Source organism: Nitratireductor sp. GISD-1A_MAKvit (assembly GCF_040819555.1).
In the GTDB taxonomy this organism is placed as follows: Bacteria; Pseudomonadota; Alphaproteobacteria; order Rhizobiales; family Rhizobiaceae; genus Nitratireductor.
This window is the reverse complement of the sequence record NZ_CP161920.1, coordinates 3,820,940-3,844,019: the sequence shown is the minus strand read 5'-3', so window position 1 is coordinate 3,844,019 and position 23,080 is coordinate 3,820,940. Positions and strand designations below refer to the sequence as shown.

Genomic DNA, 23,080 nt, shown 5'->3' with positions numbered 1-23,080 from the left:
TCCTCGTGTCCCTGCTTTTTTGAGTGGTGTTTTTCTTACGGAGAAGCTCACCTTCAGGTATTTCGCCCCTGCTTGCTCCGTTTCCTTCCTGAACCGTAACTTTCCAGCCTGATCGCGGGTCGGCCTCCCTTTCCTCTCTGCAGGCATCACGCTGCAGATACAAGTCAAAAATACAACCGCCGGTTGATTATTCTCCGGCATGAAAATGAATCTGGCTCATTCGAGCGTGGGCGCATCGGCGCCGGAAATTTTCGCCCCGCCAGCTGCTGCGACGAGGTGGATTTTCGAGAGCGCGCAAAACACCTCGCGGAAAACGTTACCGCGTCAAAACGGGTGCCGATTTGGGCTTGGTTCCTCGGGCTCTGACTGCCCTCTCGATGGCCTGACATTACCGAAATCCTTGTGGAAAGGGCAAGGGCAGGGCTGCCGCTTTTTTCTCGAATCTGGTCTTGTTCGCGCGCCCAGAATCGGCATCAAACCGCGCTCGTGCGAATAAGCCATTTGGATTCAAGAGCCTTTTCGAAATGCCCGCATGCAAACTGCGGCTGCAAAAAAAATCATAAAAAACCGCTTGACATATTCGTGCTCTGGTAAGGGCGGATATGACAGGGGCAACCTGTGGATAAACATCTGCATCTTACTGATATATAACAAAAATCTCCATCGTCGCCAATTTAAGCGCGAGCTTATGTGACGAAGATTATACGATTCTCAAAGGCTTAGGCCGATTGATGCAAAAAAGCCCGCTGCCGACAACGCAAAGTTGCCTCGCGGGCTTGGTTCAGGCCAAGAAAAAGCCCGGCCTGAAAGCCGGGCTCCGAAAATAGTCTGAGGCAGCGTTTAAGCGCCCAGCGCCTTCACACGCTGTGCAAGGCGGGAAACCTTCCGCGATGCCGTATTCTGGTGCATCACGCCCTTGCTGGCTGCGCGCATCAGTTCCGGCTGCGCAGCTTTGAATGCGCTCTCGGCAGCTGCCTTGTCGCCCGTGGCCAGCGCTTCTTCGACCTTGCGAACGAAGCTGCGTACGCGCGAGCGACGGTTTTTGTTAACCGCAGTACGGCGAGCAATCTTGCGCACCGCCTTCTTGGCCGAAGTCGTGTTGGCCATGTGTCCTCTCTCGTATCTACAAATCTCGTCGCGACGATGTCTCGCGAGCGCAAAACAAAAAGGGCAGCCGCAGGGCCACCACAGTCGTGGCGGCTTATAGTGGAGCTTTCGAACAACGTCAACGTCTATTGGCAGGAAACCGCAGAATGCGGGAAGCTGATCCTGCGGTTCCCCGGTTTGCCAGGGTCAGCGGTTCTTGAAATTCGCCGACCGCTTCTCGGTGAACGCCGCCATTCCCTCCTTTTGATCGTCAAGCGCAAACATGGCGTGAAAGACACGTCGCTCGAAGCGCAGGCCTTCTGAGAGGGTGGTTTCATAGGCCCGGTTGACCGCTTCCTTGGTCATCATTACCGCCGGCAACGAGAAGTCGGCAATGGTCTCCGCCGCTTTCAGCGCCTCCTCGATGAGTTCGCCCGGCGGCACCACACGCGAGACGAGTCCCGATCTTTCTGCCTCTTCTGCGTCCATGAAGCGCCCGGTCAGGCACATATCCATCGCTTTCGACTTGCCCACGAACCGCGTCAGGCGCTGGGAGCCGCCCATGCCCGGCATCACACCGAGCGTGATTTCCGGCTGACCAAACTTCGCATTGTCGGCGGCGATGATGAAATCGCACATCATTGCAAGCTCGCAACCGCCTCCAAGCGCATAGCCCGCCACCGCTGCAATGATCGGTTTGCGAATGCGTGTAAGGCCGTCCCAGCCGGCGAACAGGTCTTCCATATAGGCATCGACATAGGTTTTCGAAGCCATTTCCTTGATATCCGCTCCAGCGGCGAACGCCTTTTCCGAACCGGTTAGCACAATGGCGCCGATCCGCGGGTTCTCGTCAAAAGCCTCAAGTGCAGCGACAACCTCTTCCTGCACTTTCGAGTTCAGCGCATTCAGCGCCTTGGGGCGGTTCAGGGTTATCAGACCGACACGTTCCCGTGTCTCAACCAGAATTGTGTCATATGCCATGGTGTGAATACCTTTCCGTAACCGTGAACGAGACGAGCTCGCGTTTGCTAGTATGCACTCTCTAACGTTGACAGGCGGGGCAGTGAAACGTCGAGCGGCCCGCTCTGAACGATCCGCTGTACGCTGCCGCTGCAGGTGTCGCGAGGGCAGGGGCTTCCTTCCCGCCCGTACACCTTGAATGCATGCTGGAAGTACCCCAGTGAGCCGTCTGCCTGAACATAATCGCGCAATGAAGACCCTCCGGCTGCAATCGCTTCGGCGATGACCGAACGGATGGCAATCGCAAGTCGGTCACACCGCTCGGACGTTCCCCGAGCGTTCACAATCGTTTCCGCGCTGCGTCTTGGGGAAAGTCGCGCCCTCCAGAGTGCTTCACAGACATAAATGTTGCCGAGACCGGCGATCACCCGCTGATCCAGGAGAGCGGCCTTCAGCGGCGTGCGTTTGCGTTTCAGGCGTGCAGAAAGCAATGCTCCATCCAGCGCGTTCCCCGTCGGTTCGGTTCCCAGCGGCGCCAGAAGCGGATGGCTGTCCAGCGGTCCCCGGTCATGCAGCAACATGAAGCCGAACCGCCTCGGATCGTTGTAGATCACACGAACGTTTCGACCGTCGCCCAGCCGCAGATGAAACAGGACATGGTCGTGTTTCTCCGCTTTGGAACGCGCGTGATGAAATGCCCCCGGAGACGACGATCGTTCCTCGTCATGGTCCACGCGAAACGATCCGGACATGCCCAGGTGACAGATCACCACATCCGATGTCTCCAAATGGACCAAAAGATACTTGGCGCGCCGTCCCAGCGCGATGATCTCCTGTCCTTTGAGCCGCTCGGCGAACCCGTCGGGAAACGGAAACCGCAGATCGGGTCGACGCAGCTCAACCGCGTCGATGTGCGCACCTTCCATGATTGGCTGCAAGCCACGACGGACGGTTTCAACCTCGGGCAATTCAGGCATGTGAGGCCGGTCCGCTCAGGAAAAACGCGCCGCGGCGTGGGGCGCAGTTCTGCATATCGAATGCTTCAGGCGTGCAGGAAAGCGGCAAACCCGCAGCCCTGGAGCGGCGCGCCGAAAGGACGGGCCCACCCGGAACGGAAATCGATACGCACGCCATGCCAGTCCCTCGCCGCTACCACTCAGCAAGACATAGTAGGACGTTTGGGAAATGGCAATCGAGCTGCAGCGTTCCCTGATGGAGTGATGCTGGATGCGTGCCGCTCAACAGTCCGCACAGGGTATCGTGCGGCTCATCCGTGGGCGCAGATAGTAGCTCTCGCTCAGCGGGAGGTTGTCGAGGCTCAGCATTGCCGTCAGACCGGCTGCCTTGGCGCCCTCACTCGACCAGGCGAGGCGGGGCTTGTAGCCGAGCGATGTAGACGATTTGATGTAGAACGTGCCCCTCTTCTTGAGATCGTTGGGAACGGTCGCGTTGCTGCCCTTGGGCGCTCCAGGTTGCGGGGAACCATTTCGAAGCTCGCGTGACCAGACAACCTTCACCTTCGGATCTTCTTCGTCAGTGATCTCGATGGCGGTGACTGTGACGGTGGGCATGGAACGATTGTACGGTTTCAGAATCGCACTGCCAATCTTCATGATGGCGTCAACTTCTCCGGGGGAGATCGAGGGTTGCTGTGCAATCAGGTCGCCGACCATGCTTGCTGCACGACTCACCTTCTTGCTCGTGTCGATGGCCTGACTGAACTCCATGGTCAGAAAGTAGAAGGCCAGCAATATAGGCAGGACGATCACAAATTCGGTCGCCGCAATGCCTCGCCGGTCCCGCAGAAAAGCCCCTATGGCGATCATGATGCCGTTCCTGGGGCTGTCGGTAATTCGATTGCGCATCATCTCGCTTTCCTTACACGCCTGCCGGGGAAATGCCTTCATCAGAATGGCTCGTTCTGCCAGGTACTGGTCGAGAAGAGCAGCATTTTTCCGTCAGGCAACTGGTCTGCCAGGATGTTGGTAATCACCGGCCAGCGGTAATAGACACGGATCATGTTCTTGGACAAAGCGGGTCCGAGATCCAGCCTTGTGTCAAAGGAACCATCTGGGTTGAAGCCCTGACTGGCTTTGGCGGCGTCTTCAAAACTGTCGAACTGGCGAAGATCAACCGCAAGGCCGGGACAATCGCCCGTCATAAGCATCGATATCCGATCGCAGATCATCTTGTGCAGCTTGGTTTCGTTGAGCGTTGCCCGCTGCTCCTGGCCCGTCCGGAAAAGCCGTGCCACATCATCCGTTGCGTTTGTCAGCAACTGCTGTGCCGCAAAAGCGATGCTCGATTCCACGATGATGAACACCAGCAACAGGAACGGAAAAATGAGAATAGCGAACTCGACCGCTGTTGCGCCGTCCCGATTCTTTATGAATCCGCGCAAGAGGGGCCGTTTCGACCGCCTTTCAGCTCCGTTCAGATTGCTACGCTCGCCCATTCCTGGCCCCTGAGTTGACTAACTCGACGATTGGATACCTAGCGCGTTCAGGTTGCATTCCCGTTGTGATGGCGAGTCAATTTTCTGCTTCCGTTTTGAGATTTCGTAAACCACCGGCATTCGTATCGCCGGGAGGCACGGGAAGCACGTCCGGATACGGAGCTATCCTACTGGCTGGCGTTCAGCTCGGTTTCGGAAAGGCGCTCGGCATCAGTCTTGTAGGCGCTCTCACAGAATGGAGTGCACGACAGCGTCTGCACGTTGGAACGGCGGTAGATTCGTACCGAGTCAACGGTCTGTCGGCTGACCACAACCTGTTCGTCGACCACGGGCAACCCGTCGATGTCGAGCACGACAAGGTTGGTCACACCGAAACCCTTGCCTGTCAGAACAATTGTCTGTGCATCCTGAACGGCGGCGTCGGCAATCTCGGGATTGCCCACGACGATCGTGTCTGCCGGGCGGGCAAGCTTGACGATCTTGGCCTGATTCATGACCACCCTTATCGACGAGCTGTCGGCCATGCTCACTGCAGGCATGACGAGCAATCCCGCAAGCAAAGCGCCTGCTGTCACGATCATTCCGGATTTAGAAAACGCGTTGCGCATTGCGCTGCTCCCCAAGTCAAGCTGAAGAGACTATGAAGCGTATTGGTGAACCAACGGTTAAGCAGGCCAGTTCGTGGGGGCCCAAACACGGCGAGGGAACAGTGTTTCAAGACGTACCATTATAAAGAGAGTGCGGCATGGCTGGTTGCAGGTTTCCTGTTATACAACTGTTAACCAATCGGCTCGCTTTGCGCAGGCAAGGTTTTGGTAAGGCTGTTTCTTAAGCAGGTTGAAAGAGCTCCTTTGTAAGTTCAGGCCATCCGATCAACACAACAAAGATCGTTGACGGTCTTGCTGAACAAAAACGCGGAAGAGGAGTTTTACACAATGGCTAATCTGTTTTCACGCTTCCTGAAAGACGAGTCCGGTGCAACTGCAATCGAGTATGGCCTCCTGGCAGCGCTCATTGCTCTTGCAATCATCGGCGGCGCGACCGCTCTCGGAACGAAGATCAATGACACCTTCACGGGCGTCGCTGGCAAACTGCCGGGCAATACCAACTAATCAGCCCAGGTCCTAAACTGGTTGATTGAACGGGCCACCTCTTGAGCAAAGAGGTGGCCCTTTCTTTTCGATGTGCCAGAAAGTCAATTCCTTAAGGTTTTTGCGGCGAAATGCGCAGGTCATCAAAACTGGGGTGTCGTTGATGCTTGAAGCTGTGATTCTCGTGGTCTTTCCGTTCTGCATGGTGTTTGCGGCAGTCTCGGACCTGTTGTCCATGACCATCGCAAACCGCGTTTCGGTGTTGCTGGTCGGGACTTTCATGATCGTGGCGCCGATGACGGGCATGGACTGGTCGCAGATCGGCTTGCATCTTTCAGCCGGCCTTCTGGTTCTGGCGGTAACCTTTGCACTCTTTGCAGTCGGTGGCATGGGCGGCGGCGATGCGAAACTCATCGCAGCCACATCCGTGTGGTTTGGCCTCAGCCCACTGCTTGTGCAGTATCTTTGCCTTGCCGCTCTCATAGGAGGCGGTCTGACACTCGCTCTGATTATGTTCCGGAATTCTTATGTGTCCTACGTGTCGGTGAACAACCTGCTTTTGAGAAATCTGGCAGATCCAAAGGCAGGCATTCCCTATGGCATTGCGCTGGGGCTGGGGGGGCTCGTCGCCTATCCTGAAACACCGCTCATGCAATGGGCGCTCGCCAGGCTTTCAGGGTTCTAGTTGCCATAGGCCGCGATATCGTACCCATTCTTCACCACGCCCCGATCCTGCATCGGGGCGTTTTGTATTCCCGGTTTCTCCCGGGAACTGTTCAACTTTAAATTAATCATGGCTGTAAGGTTCGCGTTAACCATAATTTGACGATTGACACGTCATTCTCCGCTTCACGCAAGGGAAGTCCGAGTACGAGGGGCGGAGTTATGAGCAAATCCCGGATCGTCATTCTAGGTGTGGCCGTGCTGGCCGCGCTTGGTGCCGGTTACGTGGCCAAAAATCTCACGGCGCCGGCTCCGCAGCAGCCGGCGGTGAGCGCAGGGCCCCAGGAACCCGAAATCGATCTGGTGGAGGTTCTTGTCATCGGTCAGGATGTGCCGATGGGAACGGAGCTTGGCAATGCCGTGAGCTGGCAGGCCCTGGCCAGCAGACAACATCAACGCCAACATGATCACGCGCCAGGAGAGCCCCGAGGCACTCGAAGAGCTGCGCAGCTCCATTGCCCGTGTCGCGCTCTACACCGGCGAGCCGCTCAGGCGCTCGAAGCTGATCGGCGAGGGGATGAGCTTCATGTCGGCCATCCTGCCATCGGGCAAACGTGCGGTGGCCACCCAGATCGCGGCCGATACCTCGGCGGGCGGTTTCATTCTTCCCAATGATTATGTCGACGTCATCATGACGCGCAGAACCCAGGACACCGCAACGCCGAACGGCTTCATTACCGAGACCATCCTCAAGAACATCAAGGTTCTGGCGATCGATCAGGCGATCCAGGAGGATGAAGACGGGCGCCGGGTGAAGGTTGGCGAAACGGCCACCCTGGAATTGACGCCGGAACAGGCGGAAATCATCACGGTTGCGCAGCAGATGGCCGATCGCCTTACGCTGTCTCTACGGGCGATCACCGATACCAACGAAGCACCGACGAATGATGGGTCCTACCTCGTATCCGGTCAGGGACGGGGCAACAGCGTTCGGATGATCAAGTCCGGAGAAGTGACTGAAGTGGGGACCCGGAAATGAACCAGGACGCCAACGGAGCAATTGCCGCGACAAGGATGGGGCGGGTTATGCATAGCAACCTGAAACTGACCGCACGAGTTCTTCTGGGATGCGCCGCCGCGATATCCCTTCAGCTTGCCCTGCCCGTCGGCGACGCCTCCGCACAGCAACAACTCGTCAAGACACGCGGCGGGAGCAGCGCTACCCAGCGGCTGCAGCTCGGCCTTAACAAGTCTCTGGTGCTGGATCTGCCCGCCGATGCCTATGACATTCTGGTCGCCAATCCTGCCGTCGCCGATGCCGTCACCCGCACGTCACGGCGCATCTACCTGTTCGGAAAGCAGGTCGGCGAAACCAACATATTTGTCTTCGGAGCAAATGGTGAGCAGATCGCAAGCCTTGATGTCGCGGTAGAGCGGGATGTGGCAGGCCTCGAAGAGTATCTGACGCGCTTTATTCCAGACTCCGATATCGACGTCGAGCTGATCAACGACAACGTTGTCCTCACCGGCACCGTCGAAACGCCGCTCGATGCCTCAAGAGCTGCGCAGCTGGCGCAGATTTTTGTTACCGGCGGTGAAGCGACAACCGGCCAGTATTCGCAGAGCGCGGCAGCGCCCACCGATGGCGGCGGCGTCACGATCAACAACCCCGATCAGAAGCGCCAGACCAGCAAAATCGTCAACATGCTGCAGATCATCGGCGAAGATCAGGTGACCCTGAAAGTCACGGTCGCCGAGGTCAGCCGCTCCGTCATGAAACAGCTCGGCGTAAACATGATCGGCTCGGGCAGTACCGACGGCATCTCATGGGGGGCCGTGGCCGACAATGCGTTTGGGCTCGGAAAACCGCTTTCCCCAACGCAGTTCTCCGTAGGAGGCTCGCTGATCGACGCCTACATCAATGCAATGGAACAGGCTGGCGTCATGAAGACACTGGCCGAGCCGGCATTGACGGCCGTTTCGGGCGAGAAGGCCACGTTCAAGGTTGGAGGCGAATTCAACCTCGTCACCTCCCAGGAGATCGATCCCGACACGAATGCGCTCAAATACGAGGTCGAAAAGATCGACTACGGCATTGGTCTGGAGTTCCTGCCCACCGTTCTGTCTCCCGGACGTATCAGCCTGAAAATCCGAACCCAGGTCTCGGAGCCGACAATGCAGGGTTCGCAATCCTTTTCATCAGGTATTGGACGGGGCCAGCGCTACCGGAACGCCTCCAGCATGAACGCGATCTCGATCCGCAAGCGTCTCGCCGATACGACGGTTGAACTGCCATCGGGCGGATCGATGATGATCGCCGGTCTGGTGCAGGATGATGTGCGGCAGGCCTTTAACGGCGTGCCGGGTCTTTCGAAAGTGCCGGTGCTCGGCGCGCTGTTCCGCAGCCGCGACTTCGTGCGCAACGAGACGGAACTGGTCATCATCGTGACCCCGTTCCTCTCCAAGCCAACGGCACGCACCGCGCTTGCCAAGCCAGACGACAATTTCACGCCCGCCAGCGATGGCGCGGGCATGTTCCTGGGACGGGTCAACCGTGTCTACGGAACCATGAAAACCAACCTGCCCGATGGCCGCTACCACGGCGTTGTCGGCTACATCTACAAATGAGCAGGGGAAAGGTCATGCCGGGGGTGGTTATGATGAGAAAGAACATTCGGAAGACTCAAAGGCCAAGCCTGGCAGGAGCCGCCCTGATCGTCTGCGCAACCGCGCTCGTGGCAGGCTGCACTGCCAAGCGGGATTCTGTCATCGTGGGGTCGATCCCCGACGATTACCGGACAAACCATCCGATCGTGATCTCGGAGAAATCGAAGCAGATCGATCTGCCGGTCGCCATGTCCGCGCGCCGGATGACGCGAGACCAGGCGAAAACGCTGGCCGGCTTCATGAGTGGCTACGACAAGCGCTCCGGAGGCACGGTTTCGGTATTGGTGCCGTCGGGTTCGGCCAATGAACTTGGAGCGTCCAATGTGGCGTCACACATTACCAGCCTTCTCCAGAAACAGGGTGTGCCGCCGGAGTCTATATCCATAGTCTCATTCCAGGCTCCATCTGCTGACACGTCTCCTCCCATTCGTGTCTCCTATCCGTCCATTCAGGCGTCGACGGGTCCGTGCGGACGATGGCCAGAAGACATTCTCGATACGACCGACAACAAGCATTACGCGAATTTCGGCTGTTCGTTTCAGAACAATCTCGCCGCCCAGGTCGCCAATCCGAACGATTTCCTCGGTCCCCGCAAGCAGGGCGAGATCGATGCGGAGAACCGGATGGGCGTGATCGACAAGTATCGCGGCGAAGAAAGCAATTACAAGGCTGGCAAGGTTTCCAGCGACTTCCGCAATGCCAGCGAAGTCGAGTACTAGGCGAGGAGATGAGATGAGCAATCTAGCCTACGAAACGGATCCAGACGCCCTTGCAGCCGAAGCAGAATCGTCGTCTGCACTTCAGACACTGCGTCCCATCCCGCGCATCTCCATTCAGGCATTTTGCGAGACGGACAGCGTCGCCAACCCCATTGAGCGGGCGGGCGAAGACCGCCGCATGTCGAAGACCCACCTCAAGGTTCACATGGGAGGCGTCGCGACCGCAGTCGAATTCTATCAGACCGCAGCAACACCAAACCTTGTCATCGTGGAATCGTCCAGCGAGCCAAGAGAGCTTCTGGGCTCGCTTGAGCAGCTCGCCGCCGTGTGTGATCCCTCCACAAAGGTGATCATCATCGGGCATTACAACGATGTCTGGCTCTATCGCGAGCTGATCCGCGCAGGCATCTCCGAATATGTTGTCGCTCCGATCTCGATGGCCGACATCGTCAGCGTGATCGCAAACATCTTTGTCGATCCGGAAGCTGAACCTCTGGGGCATTCCATCGCCTTTATCGGCGCCAAAGGTGGTGTCGGATCGTCCACGGTCGCACACAATGTGGCGTGGACCATCTCCAACCTGTTCGAAAACGAGGTTGTGGTTGCCGATCTGGATCTGCCGTTCGGTACTGCCAACATCAACTTCGATCAGGATCCGGCGCAGGGCATCGCAGAGGCGGTGTTCTCCCCTGAACGCATCGACGAGGTTTATCTCGACCGACTTCTCGCGCAATGCGCTGAACGGCTCTCCCTGCTCGCAGCGCCTTCCACGCTCGACCGGGTCTATGATTTCGATCCCGAGGCCTTTGCGCAGATCATCGACACGACGCAGCGCACCGCGCCCGTTCTCGTACTCGACGTGCCGCACACATGGAACGGGTGGACGAAAACAACGCTTGCGCAGGCCGATGAGATCGTCATCACGGCCACGCCGGACCTTGCCAATCTGCGCAACACGAAGAACCTCATCGACACGCTGAAGAAGCTGCGTCCAAACGACAAGCCACCGATACTGCTTCTCAACCAGGCGGGCATCCCGAAGCGTCCCGAGATATCACTTGAGGATTTTGCCGAGCCTCTGGGGATCACGCCTGCCGCGACCATTCCCTTCGAGCCGCAATTGTTCGGCAATGCGGCCAACAATGGGCGCATGCTGGGCGAAATGGATGCCGCCAGCCCGATCGTCGAGACGATCAACGACCTTGCTCACGTGCTGACCGGTCGCAGAGACGTGCAACCGAAAAAGAAGAGCGGATTGTTTGGCATCCTGGACAAGTTGAAACGCAAGAGCTGAGATGGATTGGTAGCGTCAGATGTTCGGAAAGAGAGGCGCGGGAGCTTCGCATCCCGCAGCACCGCACACCGCAGCCCCTAAACCCCTCTCGGGAGGGGCGGAGGTATTGACGCAGGAGCGCCCGGCAGCACCCCCGGCATCGGAGGTGGAGCGCCCGAGCGTGCCCGAGGCACCGGCCTCGCGCACGGCCGCAGAGGCCCCAAGGCCCGCCGCCCCGCAGCCGGCCCGACAGGCTCCCAAACAGCGCGCCCGCAGCGATTCCTACTACGACACCAAAAGTCAGGTGTTTTCGGCGCTGATCGAAACGATTGATCTCTCGCAGCTTGCCAATCTCGACCCGGACAGCGCGCGCGAGGAAATTCGCGACATCGTCAACGACATCATCGCGATCAAGAATTTTGCGATGTCGATCTCCGAACAGGAAGATCTGCTCGAGGACATCTGCAATGACGTGCTGGGTTATGGCCCCCTGGAGCCGCTTCTGGCACGCGACGACATTGCCGACATCATGGTCAATGGCGCCGAGCATGTTTACATAGAAGTGAACGGCAAGGTCGAACAGACCAGCGTGCGTTTTCGCGACAATCAGCAACTGCTCAATATCTGCCAGCGCATCGTCAGCCAGGTTGGCCGGCGCGTCGATGAATCCAGCCCGATCTGCGACGCGCGCCTTCCCGACGGTTCCCGTGTCAATGTCATCGCGCCCCCGCTCGCCATCGACGGTGCCTCGCTCACCATTCGTAAGTTCAAGAAAGACAAGCTCACACTCGACCAGCTCGTGCGGTTCGGCGCGATCTCGCCGGAGGGTGCGGAGCTGCTCAAGATCATCGGCCGCGTTCGCTGCAATGTTCTTATCTCCGGCGGTACCGGCTCGGGCAAGACGACGCTGCTGAACTGCCTGACCAACTTCATCGATCTCGACGAGCGCATCATCACATGTGAGGATTCTGCCGAGCTCCAGCTGCAGCAGCCCCATGTGGTTCGCCTGGAAACCCGCCCTCCCAATCTGGAAGGCGAGGGTGAGGTCACCATGCGCGATCTGGTGCGCAACTGTCTGCGCATGCGTCCGGAGCGGATCATCGTGGGCGAGGTGCGCGGCCCGGAGGTCTTCGATCTCCTGCAGGCCATGAACACCGGTCACGACGGTTCCATGGGAACAATCCACTCCAACAATCCACGCGAGTGTCTGAACCGCATCGAATCGATGGTTGCCATGGGCGGCTTCACGCTGCCGCAGAAAACCGTCCGCGAGATCATCGTCGGCTCGGTGGATGTGATCATTCAGGCCACCCGCCTGCGTGACGGTTCACGCCGGATCACACACGTCACCGAAGTGATCGGCATGGAAGGAGATGTGATCATCACCCAGGATCTGATGCTCTACGACATGAAGGGTGAGGACGCGAACGGCAAGATTATCGGGGAGCACGTATCGACCGGCATTGCGCGGCCTCACTTCTGGGATCGCGCCCGCTATTACGGTGAGGAGCAGCGTCTCGCAACCGCGTTGGAAGCGATGGAAAGGAAAACTGACTGACATGAGTCTGACATTCCTCACCATTTGGAGCAGGTAACGTCATGTTCGGCATGGATATCACCCTGATCGCTTTCATTCTTCTGGCCGGTTGCAGCGCGGGCGCCGTGGCCTACGCGCTGATGTTCAACAGTATTGCCAGTGAGAAAAAAGTCGGCCGGCGGCTGGACACCGTCAAGCGTGCGCAAACGGATCAGGTGGCCATCAAGGCCTCGCGCGATCGCGTGGTGGAGACAGCCAAACGCCGAAAATCCATTCAGGATTCGCTCAAGGATCTCGAAGAGCGTCAGAAAAAACGTGACACCAGGGTCCGCAAACCACCGTTGAAGATGCAGCTGAAACAGGCAGGGATGGATGTAACCCCCGAGCGCTTCTACATCCTGTCAGCGATATCCGGGCTGGTTCTCACCGTGGTCGCGTTCGTTCTGGGTGCTCCGCTTCTGGTCCTGCCGGGGGCGTTGATCGTTGGTACTCTGGGCCTGCCCCGCTGGTTCGTTGCGATGAAGCGCCGCAGGCGTGTGAAGGCGTTCCTGAACGAATTTCCGAATTCGCTCGATGTCATCGTTCGTGCTGTGAAGTCGGGTCTCCCGATCAATGACGGCATTCGTCTGATCGCGAATGAGGCACAGGAACCGGTGCGAACCGAATTTCGGCGGATTGTCGAGGCCCAGCAGATGGGAGTGTCGACTCCGGAAGCCTGCATGCGAATGGGCGAGACCATGCCATGCTCGGAAGCCGGTTTCTTCGGTATCGTGATCCAGATTCAGTCGCAGGCCGGCGGCAACCTGTCCGAAGCGCTGGCCAATCTTTCCCGCGTGTTGCGCAATCGCAAGAAAATGAAGGCCAAGGTGCAGGCACTGTCGATGGAGGCCAAGGCATCGGCCATGATCATTGGGGCGCTGCCCTTCGTCGTGGCCTTTCTCGTCTATCTCACCAGTCCGACTTACATCATGCCGCTGTTCACGACGAGCCCGGGGCACCTCATTTTGGGGTTCGCGGCGCTGTGGATGGCAATCGGCATTCTCGTGATGCGGAACATGATCAACTTCGAGGTCTAGCCAATGCCTGCAGATGCTGTCGGAAGTTTCCTTGAACCCAGTTTTCTGATCGCAATTCTGGTTGCGGTGGCCGTGTTCGCGACCGTGTTCACCCTGCTGCCGGCGTTCGGCGGCGATCCGCTGAAAGCTCGAATGAAAAGCGTTGCCCTGGAACGCGACGAACTGCGCGCCAAACAGCGGGCGCGCCTTGCGGCAGAAGCAGACAAGCGCCGGCGCGGTTTGCGTGAGCATCAGTCGGAAGGAATGCGGGCGGTTGTCGATCGCCTCGATCTACGGCGCGCTCTTGCCGACGACGCTACTGTCGCCAAACTCAGAACCGCAGGTTTCCGAGGCCAGAATCCTCTCACGAAGTTCCTGTTCTTCCGTCTTGTCCTTCCCTTCGCGGCGCTGTCGATCGCTGTCGTCTACATTTTCGTTCTGGGCCACCTGCCCGAACAGCCTCTGTTCGTAAAGCTGTTCGTGTGTGTGCTTGCGGCCTATGCCGGTTTCTATGCTCCGGTCCTCTATGTCAGCAATCTGGCCTCGAAACGAAAAGCCTCGATCCAGATTGCCTGGCCCGATGCGCTCGATCTGATGCTGATATGCGTGGAATCGGGCATGTCCATCGAAGCGGCTTTCCGGCGCGTGGCAGACGAGATTGGCGCCCAGTCTGTGGCGCTGGCGGAGGAGCTTGTGCTGACGAACGCAGAACTCTCGTTCCTTCAGGAGAGGCGGCAGGCCTATGAAAACTTTGCCTCGCGCACAGGCCTTGAAACCGTGAAGAGTGTGACCCAGGCGCTGATACAGGCAGAAAGATATGGCACGCCCGTCAGCCACGCGCTCAGGGTGCTTGCGGACGAAAGCCGCGAGATGCGCATGAACGAGGCCGAGAAAAAGGCCGCCGCGCTGCCACCGAAACTCACCGTGCCGATGATTCTCTTCTTCATCCCGGTTCTGTTCGCAGTCATCCTCGGACCGGCAGGCATCCAGATCAAGCAGCAGGGGCTGTTCTGAGATCATGCAAAAGGCCGCTTGAAGCGGCCTTTTCGAACATTGTCAGGGGAATTGAAGCGCCGTTACTGGCGCTTTTTCTTGTCTTTTTCGGAAAGCTGGCTCCACGCGTTCTGCTGTGCGAGCATGGAGCGCAGATACGTCACGTTTGCCTCGGCCTGTTCGGGCGAAAGCTCCTGCCGTGCCAGCCGCTCGGCTTCCTCGAAGCGTCCCTGAAGTCCGACGACGAGCGCCAGGTTCTGTCGCACCCGGCTATCCGCGCCGGAAGCCTGTGCCGCCTGTCGCATATAGTGCTCGGCCGATTTCAGGTCACCTTCCAACAGATACGACATGCCCATGTTTGAAAGGATGGAGGATTCACCCGGTTTCAGGTTCAACGCCTGGCGATAGAGCGCGCGCGCCGCTTCCTTCTGACCCAGCTGATCCAGGATCGCACCCTCGGCCGACTGAAGGCGCCAGTCGGGATATTCCGGCGTCTGCGCCCGGCGCACCGCATCGAGTGCCGGCTGCAATTCTCCTGCCGCTGCCAGTGCCTTGCCATAGGCTGCCAGCACTTCGCGATCCGTTGGGTGGTCAATGGCCAGTTTGCGCATCACCGCTAGAGACTGGTCCACACGACCCGTCATCTGAAGCACAGAGGCATAACGCAGTGCGGTTGACTTGTCCTTGGTGTTCTTTGTGTAGGCCCGGCCAAGAGCATCTGCAGCACTCCGCAATTGCGGCTCGCTCATGCTTGCGACATTGGATGCGGCCTTGGGCGTGCTGCGGCTGATGGACCCGGTTGTCATCCGGTCCTTGGCGCAGCCGGCCACTGAAACTGCCATGATCAGCGCCATGGCTGTCATGGCCATTCTGTTTACGGTTGCATTCGTGCGCTGTTCGGTAAACATCTGCGCGCGCCCTCCGATTGGCTTCGGCCGCCCTCCGGCCAACTCTCAACAGAGAGAAATATTCTGTTAACCCTAACGGAGCGTTAAAGCGCGCCGCAAAACGTAAATGAGGAGACAAGAAATGCCCGTCACGCTCCTGACCTCGAAAGAGGCTTCATCGCTGCCTGTCTACACGGTGGCGGCCGATGGCCTGGATGCCTGCAATGCACCGAAGCAAGCGATCACTTGGGCAAGGGCCAACGGCTTTTCTGGGGCTGCCGGAACGGTACTGATCGTGCCGGGTGAAGCGGGCGCGGTAGCCGGCGCATTTCTCGGGCTTGGCACATCCGACGCCGCCAATCCACTTTGCGCAGGAGCGCTCGCACGGCATCTGCCGGAAGGCGACTGGCACTTTGCCGAGGCTCCGAAAGAGGCGGAACTTGCAGTTCTGGGCCTGATGCTTGGGGCTTATTCCTTCACGCGCTATGGCAAGAAGCCACGCAACACGCTTCGCTTTGCCGCTCCCGAAGGAGTGGATGCAGCTCGCGTCGAGCGGCTGGCCGGCGGCAGCTTCCTTGCACGCGATCTCATCAACACGCCAGCCGGCGATATGGGGCCCGATGCGCTCGAAGTAGCCACCCGTGAACTCGCTTCCGAACATGGCGCAACGCTGACGGTGACGGCGGGTGAGGACCTCCTCAAAGAAAACCTGCCGATGATCCACGCGGTCGGCCGTGCCGCGGAGGTGGCCCCGCGCCTTCTCGATCTGCGCTGGGGACGGGACGATGCGCCGAAGGTTACGCTTGTCGGCAAGGGCGTCTGTTTCGATACCGGCGGTCTTGATCTGAAACCGGCCGCCGGCATGCTGCTCATGAAGAAGGATATGGGCGGCGCTGCCAATGTCCTCGGCCTTGCCTCGATGCTCATGGCGGCAAAGATCGACATTCGCCTGCGTGTGCTCATTCCTGCCGTGGAAAACGCCGTCGCCGGCAATGCCTTCCGTCCCGGCGATGTGCTGACCAGCCGCAAGGGGCTCACCGTCGAGATCGGAAACACCGATGCCGAGGGTCGCCTGGTGCTTGCCGATGCGATGGCGCTGGCGGACGAGGAGGAGCCTGAGCTCCTGATCGACATGGCAACGCTGACGGGCGCTGCGCGCGTTGCGCTCGGGCCCGATGTGCCGCCCTTCTACACCGACGACGAAGCGCTGGCGGCTGCGTTGGCGCAGGCATCGCAGGCAGTTGCCGACCCTCTCTGGCGGATGCCGCTCTGGAAGCCTTATCTCTCGCGTCTCGATTCGAAGATCGCAGACATCAACAATGTCTCGCTCGACGGTTTTGCCGGTTCGCCAATCGCCGGTCTCTTCCTTGGCCGTTTCGTGGAGAAGGCGAAGAGCTGGGCGCATTTCGACATCTATGGCTGGAACCCGGCAGACAAGCCGCACGCTCCGGTCGGCGGCGAGGCGCAGGGCATCCGCGCCATCGAACGCATGCTTGCAGAGCGTTATGGAGGTGCTTCCTAGCAAGTAGCAGCTTGCGCTTGCGCCGGCCTGCCTTTGTCTGCATGAATGGAACGGAGCCGAAACGGTTGTTGTTTTTCTGCAAAGGCAGGCCCTGAAATGTCCGTCCAGCTTAGGCCAAGCCAGGCGCTGCGTCTGTGGCAGCAGGTCAGCCTTGCCGAGGTGCGCGGCAAGGCACCAGACCTCACGGAGCGCCAGCTTGCGATCCTTCTGACGATCTATCTGGACCCGCCGCCGCACACTGTGCGGGGGCTCGCCGAAAAACTGGATGTTTCCAAACCCGTCATCACCCGAGCGCTCGACACGATGGGCGCATTGAAACTCGTTTCACGCCACCGCGACCCGAGCGACCGCCGTAATGTCCTGATCAAGCGCACCGTCGAAGGTGCCTTGTTCGTGGAACGGTTCGGCGATGTGGTGGTGGAAAAGTCCGCGGAGCTACCCTTATGACCACACTCGACCGGCGTCTTCACGCCCACCGACCGGATCTCGCCGATGCCCGTCTTGAGGGCAGGGTGGAGGCGGCTCGTTTCACCGCAGGCATGCCCGCCCGCGTCGGCGCGCCCGTTGTCGACGTGCACGGCGCCCCGCGTCTTGACGCCGGCATCGACACTCAGTTCCTTCATGGCGACCGGGTGCGTGTCTTCGAGCGTCGTGAAGGCTGGGCCTGGGTGCAGGCTGAGCATGACGGCTATGTCGGCTATGTGAATGCCGCCTCCCTCGAGGAGGAAGGCGTGTTGCCCACTCATCGCGTCACCGCGCAGCGCAGTTTCGTCTACCCCGAACCTGAATTGAAGAAACCCGCAACCACCACGCACAGTATAGGAGCGGCGCTTTGTGTCACGGAGACGGTTGAGAACCGTGGCACGCAATATGCGCTTCTCGCGTCAGGGGGCGCGGTGATCGCCGGGCACCTGCAGCCGCTCGATGTGCATCAAGAGGACTACGTCACAGTCGCAGAAACCTTTCTGCACACACCCTATCTGTGGGGAGGGACGAGCGGCTTCGGTATCGACTGTTCCGGTCTGGTGCAGCTATCCATGCGCATGGCCGGGAAAACCGTGCTGCGCGATACGGACATGCAGGCCGAGAGCATCGGGTTTCTGATCGATCCCGCCGAGACCGCGCTTCGGCGGGGTGATCTCGTTTTCTGGAAAGGCCATGTGGCGATCATGCTTGATCACGTGATGATGTTGCATGCCAACGGCAACACGATGACCGTCGCACGCGAACCGCTGAGTGATGCGGTCGAGCGGATCGAACGTCTCTACGGCCGCCCGACGCATTATCGCCGGCCTTAATATCCGGCCTTGCGGTCGACGAGATTTGTCAACGCCTCACCACGCTCAAACGCAGCCATCTGTTGCAGCATTGGCGGCACCAGATGTGCGGGATCCGAAGTGGCCGCCGCGTGCGGTGTCACGAACACGCGCGGATGCGCCCAGAGCGGACTTTCCGGCGCCAGCGGTTCTCGCTCAAACACGTCGAGGCTCGCTTCCTTCAAAACACCGTCTTCAAGCGCCTTCAGTATGTCTGTCTCGCGCTGCAGTCTCCCGCGGCCCGCATTGATGAGACAGGGGCCGCCCAACGGCCCGTCCTGGCGCAGCCTCGAGATGACTGAATAGTCCACAATGCCTTCTGTTGCCGCCGACAGCGGTAAGAGCACCACCAGAATGTCGGTCGCGTTGAGAAAGGGCGTCAGCCCGTCTTCACCGTGATAGCCTTTGACACCATCGACATCCTTTGGCGTGCGGCTCCAGCCATTCACCGAAAAACCGAGCGCATGCAGTGCCTTTGCGGCCCGTGTGCCAAGCTGGCCGAGCCCCATAATGCCCACCGAAACGTCGTTGGCTGGCGGCTGCCGCGGCTCGTGCCAGACCTTTCGGGCCTGTTGTTCCCGGTAGACGGCGCCCTGCCTGTGATGATCGAGCACACGCCACGTCACATATTCGCACATGTGTTGTGTGAGGTTTTCCGCCACCACGCGCACGATGGGTACATCGGGCACCTGGTCATCGGCGAAGATGTGGTCCACGCCCGCGCCGATGGAGAAGATGACCTTCAGGTTCGGCAGTCTGGCGAGCACACCAGGCTGCTGTTTCCAGACAACGGCATAGTCGACCGAAGGGTCTTCCGCGCCATCTGGTTCCAGCACCACCTCCCGCTCCCTGGAGAGAAGGTCATACCAGCGCTGCGGGTTGAAACCGGTAACGGAAAGAAGGACGCGACCGCGTTTCTGAGTGCTCATGGTTTGCCCCTCGAATTCTATTCGCTGACCACGCCTCCGGGCGTGGCTTCGATGTTGAACGCGGCTGCGATCAGCGCGCGTGTGTAATCGGTCTGTGGCGCATCGAAGATTTGCTCCGCCGGACCAGCCTCCACCACCTTGCCGGCGCGCATGACGATCACCTCATTGGCAAGTGCGCGCACCACTTTCAGGTCATGGCTGATGAAGAGATAGGCCAGATTGTGCCGCTTCTGCAAATCGCGCAGAAGGTCCACCACCTGCGCCTGCACGCTCATGTCGAGCGCCGATGTGGGCTCGTCCAGCATCACGAAACGCGGTTTCAGCACCATCGCGCGGGCAATCGCGATACGCTGGCGCTGACCGCCGGAGAATTCGTGTGGGTAGCGGAACCGGCTATCGGGGTCGAGATCGACCTCCTTCAACGCATCGACCACCATCGCGTCGCGTTCATCGGCCGAAAGGCCGGGCTCGTGAATGCGCAGCCCTTCCTCGATGATCTCGGCGACAGACATGCGCGGGCTCAGCGAACCATAGGGATCCTGAAACACCACCTGCAAGGCGTGCCGATAGGGGCGCATCTGGCGAAAGGAAAGCTGGTCGATCTCCTTGCCCGAGAAGCGTATGTGCCCCTCTGATCCGATCATGCGGGCAAGGGCCAGGCCAAGCGTCGTCTTGCCGGAGCCCGATTCACCCACCACGCCGAGTGTCTGGCCGGCGCGTACTGTCACGTCCACCCCGTCGACACCCTTGATGTGATCGACCGTGCGGCGCAGAAGCCCCTTCTTCACCGGGAACCACACCTTGATCGCGTCACCTTCCATCACCGTTTCTGCAGTCGGATCCGCTTTCGGCGGGCGCCCCTTGGGTTCGGCCTCGATGAGATGGCGCGTATAGGCATGCTGGGGGTTGGTGAATATTTCTTCAGTCCGACCGGTCTCCACGATCTTCCCGTCGGTCATCACGCAGACCCGGTCTGCCACCTTGCGCACGATGCCCAGATCATGAGTGATGAAAAGCATCGACATGGATTTCTTGCGCCGCAGGTCGGCCAGAAGTTCCAGGATCTGCGCCTGCACTGTCACGTCGAGCGCGGTGGTCGGCTCGTCGGCGATCAGGAGATCGGGCTCGTTGGCGAGCGCCATGGCAATCATCACGCGCTGGCGCTGGCCGCCGGAGAGCTGGTGCGGAAAGGAATCGAGCCGCTTTTCTGGATCGCGGATCCCCACCTGATTGAGCAGTTCAAGGGTCCGCTCCCGCGCTGCCTTGTCTCCCATGCCACGATGCAGCTTCAGCATTTCGCCCACCTGCCGCTCGATGGTGTGCAGCGGGTTGAGCGAGGTCATCGGCTCCTGGAAGATCATGGAGATCTCGTTGCCGCGCACCTTGCGCTGTGTCGTTTCATCGGCGGCAAGGATGTCCACGCCGTTGTAGAAGATCTGTCCGGACGGATGGCTCGCCGCCGGATAGGGCAGAAGCCGCAGGACCGAGAGTGCCGAAACCGATTTCCCCGACCCCGATTCGCCCACCAGCGCAACGGTCTCGCCACGTGCGATGTCGAACGAGATGTGATCGACCGCGAGCGTCTCCTGCGCACCCTGCCGGAAGGACACGGAAAGATCGCGGATCGAGAGAAGGGGCGTGTCACTCATTTGAATGTCTTCCGCGGGTCGAAGGCGTCGCGCACGGCTTCGCCGATGAAGATCAAGAGCGACAGCATGATCGAGAGGCTCAGGAAGCCGGCAATGCCGAGCCATGGCGCGTTGAGGTTGCGCTGGCCCTGCCGCAGGAGTTCACCCAGCGAAGGCGAGCCGGGCGGAAGTCCGAAGCCCAGAAAATCGAGCGAGGTCAGCGTTGTGATCGAGCCGTTCAGGATGAAGGGCAGGAAGGTGAGGGTGGCCACCATCGCATTGGGCAGAAGGTGGCGGAAGATGATCGTGCGGTTGGAAACGCCAAGCGCCCGCGCCGCGCTCACATATTCGAAGTTGCGGGCTCGCAGGAATTCGGCGCGCACAACACCCACAAAAGCCACCCATGAAAAAAGCAGCATGATGCCGAGCAGGATGAAGAAGCCCGGCGGCAAAACGGCGGCGATGATCAGGATCAGATAGAGCACCGGAATTGAGGACCAGATCTCGATGAAACGCTGGAAGAGAAGGTCCGTCCAGCCACCGAAATAGCCCTGTATCGCGCCGGCGCTGACCCCGATCAGCGCCGAGGCGCCGGTCAGGATCAGGCCGAAAAGCACCGAGATGCGAAACCCGTAGATCACCCGCGAAAGCACGTCGCGCGCCTGATCATCCGTGCCGAGCCAGTTCCAGTTTCCGGGCGTGCAGGCCGGGTCGTCCACCCCCTGCAGATAACGCCCGCAGCGTTCTTCCTTGGTGTACATCCATGAAGGTTTGGCCGGCGCCGCCTCGGGAATTTCGTTGTTCACCGTGCGGTAGGAATAACGGATCGGCGGCCACACCATCCAGCCATTGGCCTCGATCTCCTCGGAGATGATCGGATCGCGATAGTCTGTCACCGCGAGGAAACCGCCGAACTTCTCTTCGGGGTAGTCCACCAGAACCGGAAACAGAACCTCGCCCTTGTAATAGGCAAGCACCGGTTTGTCGTTGGCCAGAAATTCGGCAAACAGCGACAGAACGAACAGGATCAGGAAAATCCAGAGAGACCAGTAGCCGCGCCGGTTGGCGCAGAAATTCTGCCAGCGGCGCTTGTTGATCGGCGAAAGCCACGGCCTTCTGCCGGGGCGGCGCACCGCTGCCACCTCACTTTGCACCTGAATGTCAGACATCACACATCCCTCCGCTCGAAGTCGATGCGGGGGTCGATCAGCGTGTAGGTCACATCCGAGATCAGGCTGATGACCAGACCGAGCAGCGAGAAGATGTAGAGATTGGCGAACACCACCGGATAGTCACGGTCGATCACCGAGCGGAAGCCCAGAAGCCCGAGCCCGTCGAGCGAGAAGATGCTCTCGATCAGCAGCGAGCCGGTGAAGAATGCCGAAATGAACGCGCCGGGAAAGCCGGCGATGATGATCAGCATCGCATTGCGGAACACATGGCCATAGAGCACCTGTCGTTCCGAAAGCCCCTTGGCGCGTGCGGTCACCACATACTGTTTGCGGATTTCATCGAGAAACGAATTCTTTGTCAGAAGCGTCGTCGTGGCGAAGGCCGAGAGCACCATGGCCGTCAAAGGCAGGGCAAGGTGCCAGAAATAATCGAGAATACGCGCAGGCCAGGAAAGGCTTTCCCAATTGTCGGAAGTCAGGCCGCGCAGCGGAAACCAGTCGAAGAAGGATCCACCGGCGAACAGAACCATCAGGAGAATGGCAAACAGGAAGCCGGGAATGGCATAGGCAACAATCACAACGCCGCTGGTCCACACATCGAATGCCGAACCGTCCTTCACCGCCTTGCGGATGCCGAGTGGAATGGAAATCCCGTAGGAGATCAGCGTGATCCAGAGGCCGAGCGAGATCGAGACCGGCATCTTTTCAAGGATCAGGTCGATCACCGAAATGTCGCGGAAATAACTCTCGCCAAAGTCGAAACGCGCATAGTTCCAGATCATCAGGCCAAAGCGCTCGAGCGGCGGCTTGTCGAAACCGAATTGCTTTTCAAGCGATGCGATGAATTCCGGATCGAGACCCTGCGCGCCACGATATTTCGAGGTTACGCCACTGCCTTCGACCGAACTGCCGTCAAAACCCTGATTGCCAAGATCGCCGCCGCCACCGGAGATGCGCGCATCGGCGCCGCCGGCCTGACCGGTGATCTGGGCAATCACCTGTTCCACGGGCCCGCCGGGTGCGAATTGCACGACGATGAAGGAAATGGCCATGATGCCGAAGAGTGTCGGGATCATGAGAAGCAGTCGACGGAGGATATAGGCGCCCATCAGTCAGCCACTCTCTTC

Annotated in this window: 22 protein-coding genes and 2 pseudogenes; 13 read left to right on the top strand and 11 right to left on the bottom strand. The window is 59.4% G+C overall.

Translation table 11 applies throughout. The annotated features are described in order from the left end of the window. Positions 1-840: 840 nt before the first annotated feature. From rpsT to AB2N04_RS19760, 6 genes and pseudogenes are all read right to left on the bottom strand, one after another. Positions 841-1,107: a 30S ribosomal protein S20 gene (gene rpsT, locus AB2N04_RS19785; protein WP_367716489.1), complete on the bottom strand. Its 267-nt coding sequence runs from the start codon at positions 1,105-1,107 to the stop codon at positions 841-843. 186 nt (positions 1,108-1,293) lie between these two features. After that, positions 1,294-2,067 carry an enoyl-CoA hydratase gene (locus tag AB2N04_RS19780; RefSeq protein ID WP_367716487.1) on the bottom strand — a complete coding sequence of 258 codons (774 nt, stop codon included), beginning with the start codon at positions 2,065-2,067 and terminating at the stop codon, positions 1,294-1,296. A gap of 61 nt (positions 2,068-2,128) precedes the next feature. Then, a pseudogene (gene mutM / locus AB2N04_RS19775) lies at positions 2,129-3,023 on the bottom strand (bifunctional DNA-formamidopyrimidine glycosylase/DNA-(apurinic or apyrimidinic site) lyase). Between the two features lie 261 nt (positions 3,024-3,284). Beyond that, on the bottom strand, positions 3,285-3,914 hold the full coding sequence (locus AB2N04_RS19770) for a TadE/TadG family type IV pilus assembly protein (protein ID WP_367716486.1): 630 nt from the start codon (positions 3,912-3,914) through the stop codon (positions 3,285-3,287). Between the two features lie 38 nt (positions 3,915-3,952). Beyond that, complete coding sequence (locus AB2N04_RS19765) at positions 3,953-4,447, bottom strand: TadE/TadG family type IV pilus assembly protein (protein WP_367716484.1); 495 nt, start codon at positions 4,445-4,447, stop codon at positions 3,953-3,955. 221 nt (positions 4,448-4,668) lie between these two features. Next, positions 4,669-5,040: a pilus assembly protein N-terminal domain-containing protein gene (locus AB2N04_RS19760; RefSeq protein WP_367716482.1), complete on the bottom strand. Its 372-nt coding sequence runs from the start codon at positions 5,038-5,040 to the stop codon at positions 4,669-4,671. Here AB2N04_RS19760 and AB2N04_RS19755 point away from each other — a divergent pair. From AB2N04_RS19755 to AB2N04_RS19710, 10 genes and pseudogenes are all read left to right on the top strand, one after another. Further along, on the top strand, positions 4,994-5,134 hold the full coding sequence (locus AB2N04_RS19755) for a hypothetical protein (RefSeq protein WP_367718870.1): 141 nt from the start codon (positions 4,994-4,996) through the stop codon (positions 5,132-5,134). The two genes, AB2N04_RS19760 and AB2N04_RS19755, sit on opposite strands and share 47 nt — an antisense overlap. 302 nt (positions 5,135-5,436) lie before the next feature. Then, a complete protein-coding gene (locus tag AB2N04_RS19750; protein WP_367716481.1) occupies positions 5,437-5,613 on the top strand; it encodes a Flp family type IVb pilin in 177 nt (58 codons plus the stop codon). Between the two features lie 142 nt (positions 5,614-5,755). Further along, the gene (locus tag AB2N04_RS19745; protein ID WP_367716479.1) at positions 5,756-6,277 is read left to right on the top strand and encodes a prepilin peptidase; all 522 of its coding nucleotides are present in this window, start codon (positions 5,756-5,758) and stop codon (positions 6,275-6,277) included. Positions 6,278-6,477: 200 nt separating this feature from the next. Continuing rightward, positions 6,478-7,294, top strand: a pseudogene (cpaB, locus tag AB2N04_RS19740) (Flp pilus assembly protein CpaB). Positions 7,295-7,341: 47 nt separating this feature from the next. Further along, positions 7,342-8,883, top strand: a complete 1,542-nt coding sequence (locus AB2N04_RS19735) for a type II and III secretion system protein family protein (RefSeq protein WP_367716477.1) — start codon at positions 7,342-7,344, stop codon at positions 8,881-8,883. A gap of 32 nt (positions 8,884-8,915) precedes the next feature. Beyond that, positions 8,916-9,641, top strand: a complete 726-nt coding sequence (locus tag AB2N04_RS19730; protein ID WP_367716476.1) for a CpaD family pilus assembly protein — start codon at positions 8,916-8,918, stop codon at positions 9,639-9,641. Between the two features lie 13 nt (positions 9,642-9,654). Next, complete coding sequence (locus AB2N04_RS19725; protein WP_367716475.1) at positions 9,655-10,935, top strand: AAA family ATPase; 1,281 nt, start codon at positions 9,655-9,657, stop codon at positions 10,933-10,935. A gap of 19 nt (positions 10,936-10,954) precedes the next feature. Further along, positions 10,955-12,472 carry a CpaF family protein gene (locus tag AB2N04_RS19720; RefSeq protein ID WP_367716473.1) on the top strand — a complete coding sequence of 506 codons (1,518 nt, stop codon included), beginning with the start codon at positions 10,955-10,957 and terminating at the stop codon, positions 12,470-12,472. Between the two features lie 41 nt (positions 12,473-12,513). Next, a complete protein-coding gene (locus AB2N04_RS19715) occupies positions 12,514-13,527 on the top strand; it encodes a type II secretion system F family protein (protein WP_367716471.1) in 1,014 nt (337 codons plus the stop codon). Between the two features lie 3 nt (positions 13,528-13,530). Continuing rightward, positions 13,531-14,520, top strand: coding sequence for a type II secretion system F family protein (locus tag AB2N04_RS19710; protein ID WP_367716469.1), 990 nt, complete (start codon positions 13,531-13,533; stop codon positions 14,518-14,520). 62 nt (positions 14,521-14,582) lie between these two features. Here AB2N04_RS19710 and AB2N04_RS19705 read toward each other — a convergent pair whose 3' ends face one another. Beyond that, positions 14,583-15,407 (bottom strand): pilus assembly protein TadD, encoded by an 825-nt coding sequence (locus AB2N04_RS19705; RefSeq protein WP_367716467.1) that lies wholly within the window; start codon positions 15,405-15,407, stop codon positions 14,583-14,585. Between the two features lie 121 nt (positions 15,408-15,528). Here AB2N04_RS19705 and AB2N04_RS19700 point away from each other — a divergent pair, with 121 nt between their 5' ends. From AB2N04_RS19700 to AB2N04_RS19690, 3 genes are all read left to right on the top strand, one after another. Beyond that, entirely contained in the window at positions 15,529-16,908 is a 1,380-nt protein-coding gene (locus tag AB2N04_RS19700) for a M17 family metallopeptidase (protein ID WP_367716465.1), read from the top strand. A gap of 96 nt (positions 16,909-17,004) precedes the next feature. Further along, on the top strand, positions 17,005-17,355 hold the full coding sequence (locus AB2N04_RS19695) for a MarR family transcriptional regulator (RefSeq protein WP_367716463.1): 351 nt from the start codon (positions 17,005-17,007) through the stop codon (positions 17,353-17,355). Then, a complete protein-coding gene (locus tag AB2N04_RS19690; protein ID WP_367716462.1) occupies positions 17,352-18,206 on the top strand; it encodes an NlpC/P60 family protein in 855 nt (284 codons plus the stop codon). Before AB2N04_RS19695 ends, AB2N04_RS19690 begins: the two co-directional genes overlap by 4 nt. Here AB2N04_RS19690 and AB2N04_RS19685 read toward each other — a convergent pair. Genes AB2N04_RS19685 through AB2N04_RS19670 form a run of 4 tightly spaced genes read right to left on the bottom strand, consistent with a single transcriptional unit; the run spans position 18,203 to position 23,062 of the window. Further along, the gene (locus tag AB2N04_RS19685) at positions 18,203-19,153 is read right to left on the bottom strand and encodes a 2-hydroxyacid dehydrogenase (protein ID WP_367716460.1); all 951 of its coding nucleotides are present in this window, start codon (positions 19,151-19,153) and stop codon (positions 18,203-18,205) included. The two genes, AB2N04_RS19690 and AB2N04_RS19685, sit on opposite strands and share 4 nt — an antisense overlap. A gap of 17 nt (positions 19,154-19,170) precedes the next feature. Then, positions 19,171-20,802 (bottom strand): ABC transporter ATP-binding protein, encoded by a 1,632-nt coding sequence (locus tag AB2N04_RS19680; protein WP_367716458.1) that lies wholly within the window; start codon positions 20,800-20,802, stop codon positions 19,171-19,173. After that, a complete protein-coding gene (locus tag AB2N04_RS19675) occupies positions 20,799-21,950 on the bottom strand; it encodes an ABC transporter permease (RefSeq protein ID WP_367716457.1) in 1,152 nt (383 codons plus the stop codon). The genes AB2N04_RS19680 and AB2N04_RS19675 overlap by 4 nt, the downstream gene beginning before the upstream one ends. Then, positions 21,950-23,062, bottom strand: a complete 1,113-nt coding sequence (locus AB2N04_RS19670) for a microcin C ABC transporter permease YejB (protein WP_367716455.1) — start codon at positions 23,060-23,062, stop codon at positions 21,950-21,952. The genes AB2N04_RS19675 and AB2N04_RS19670 overlap by 1 nt, the downstream gene beginning before the upstream one ends. Positions 23,063-23,080 lie beyond the last annotated feature (18 nt).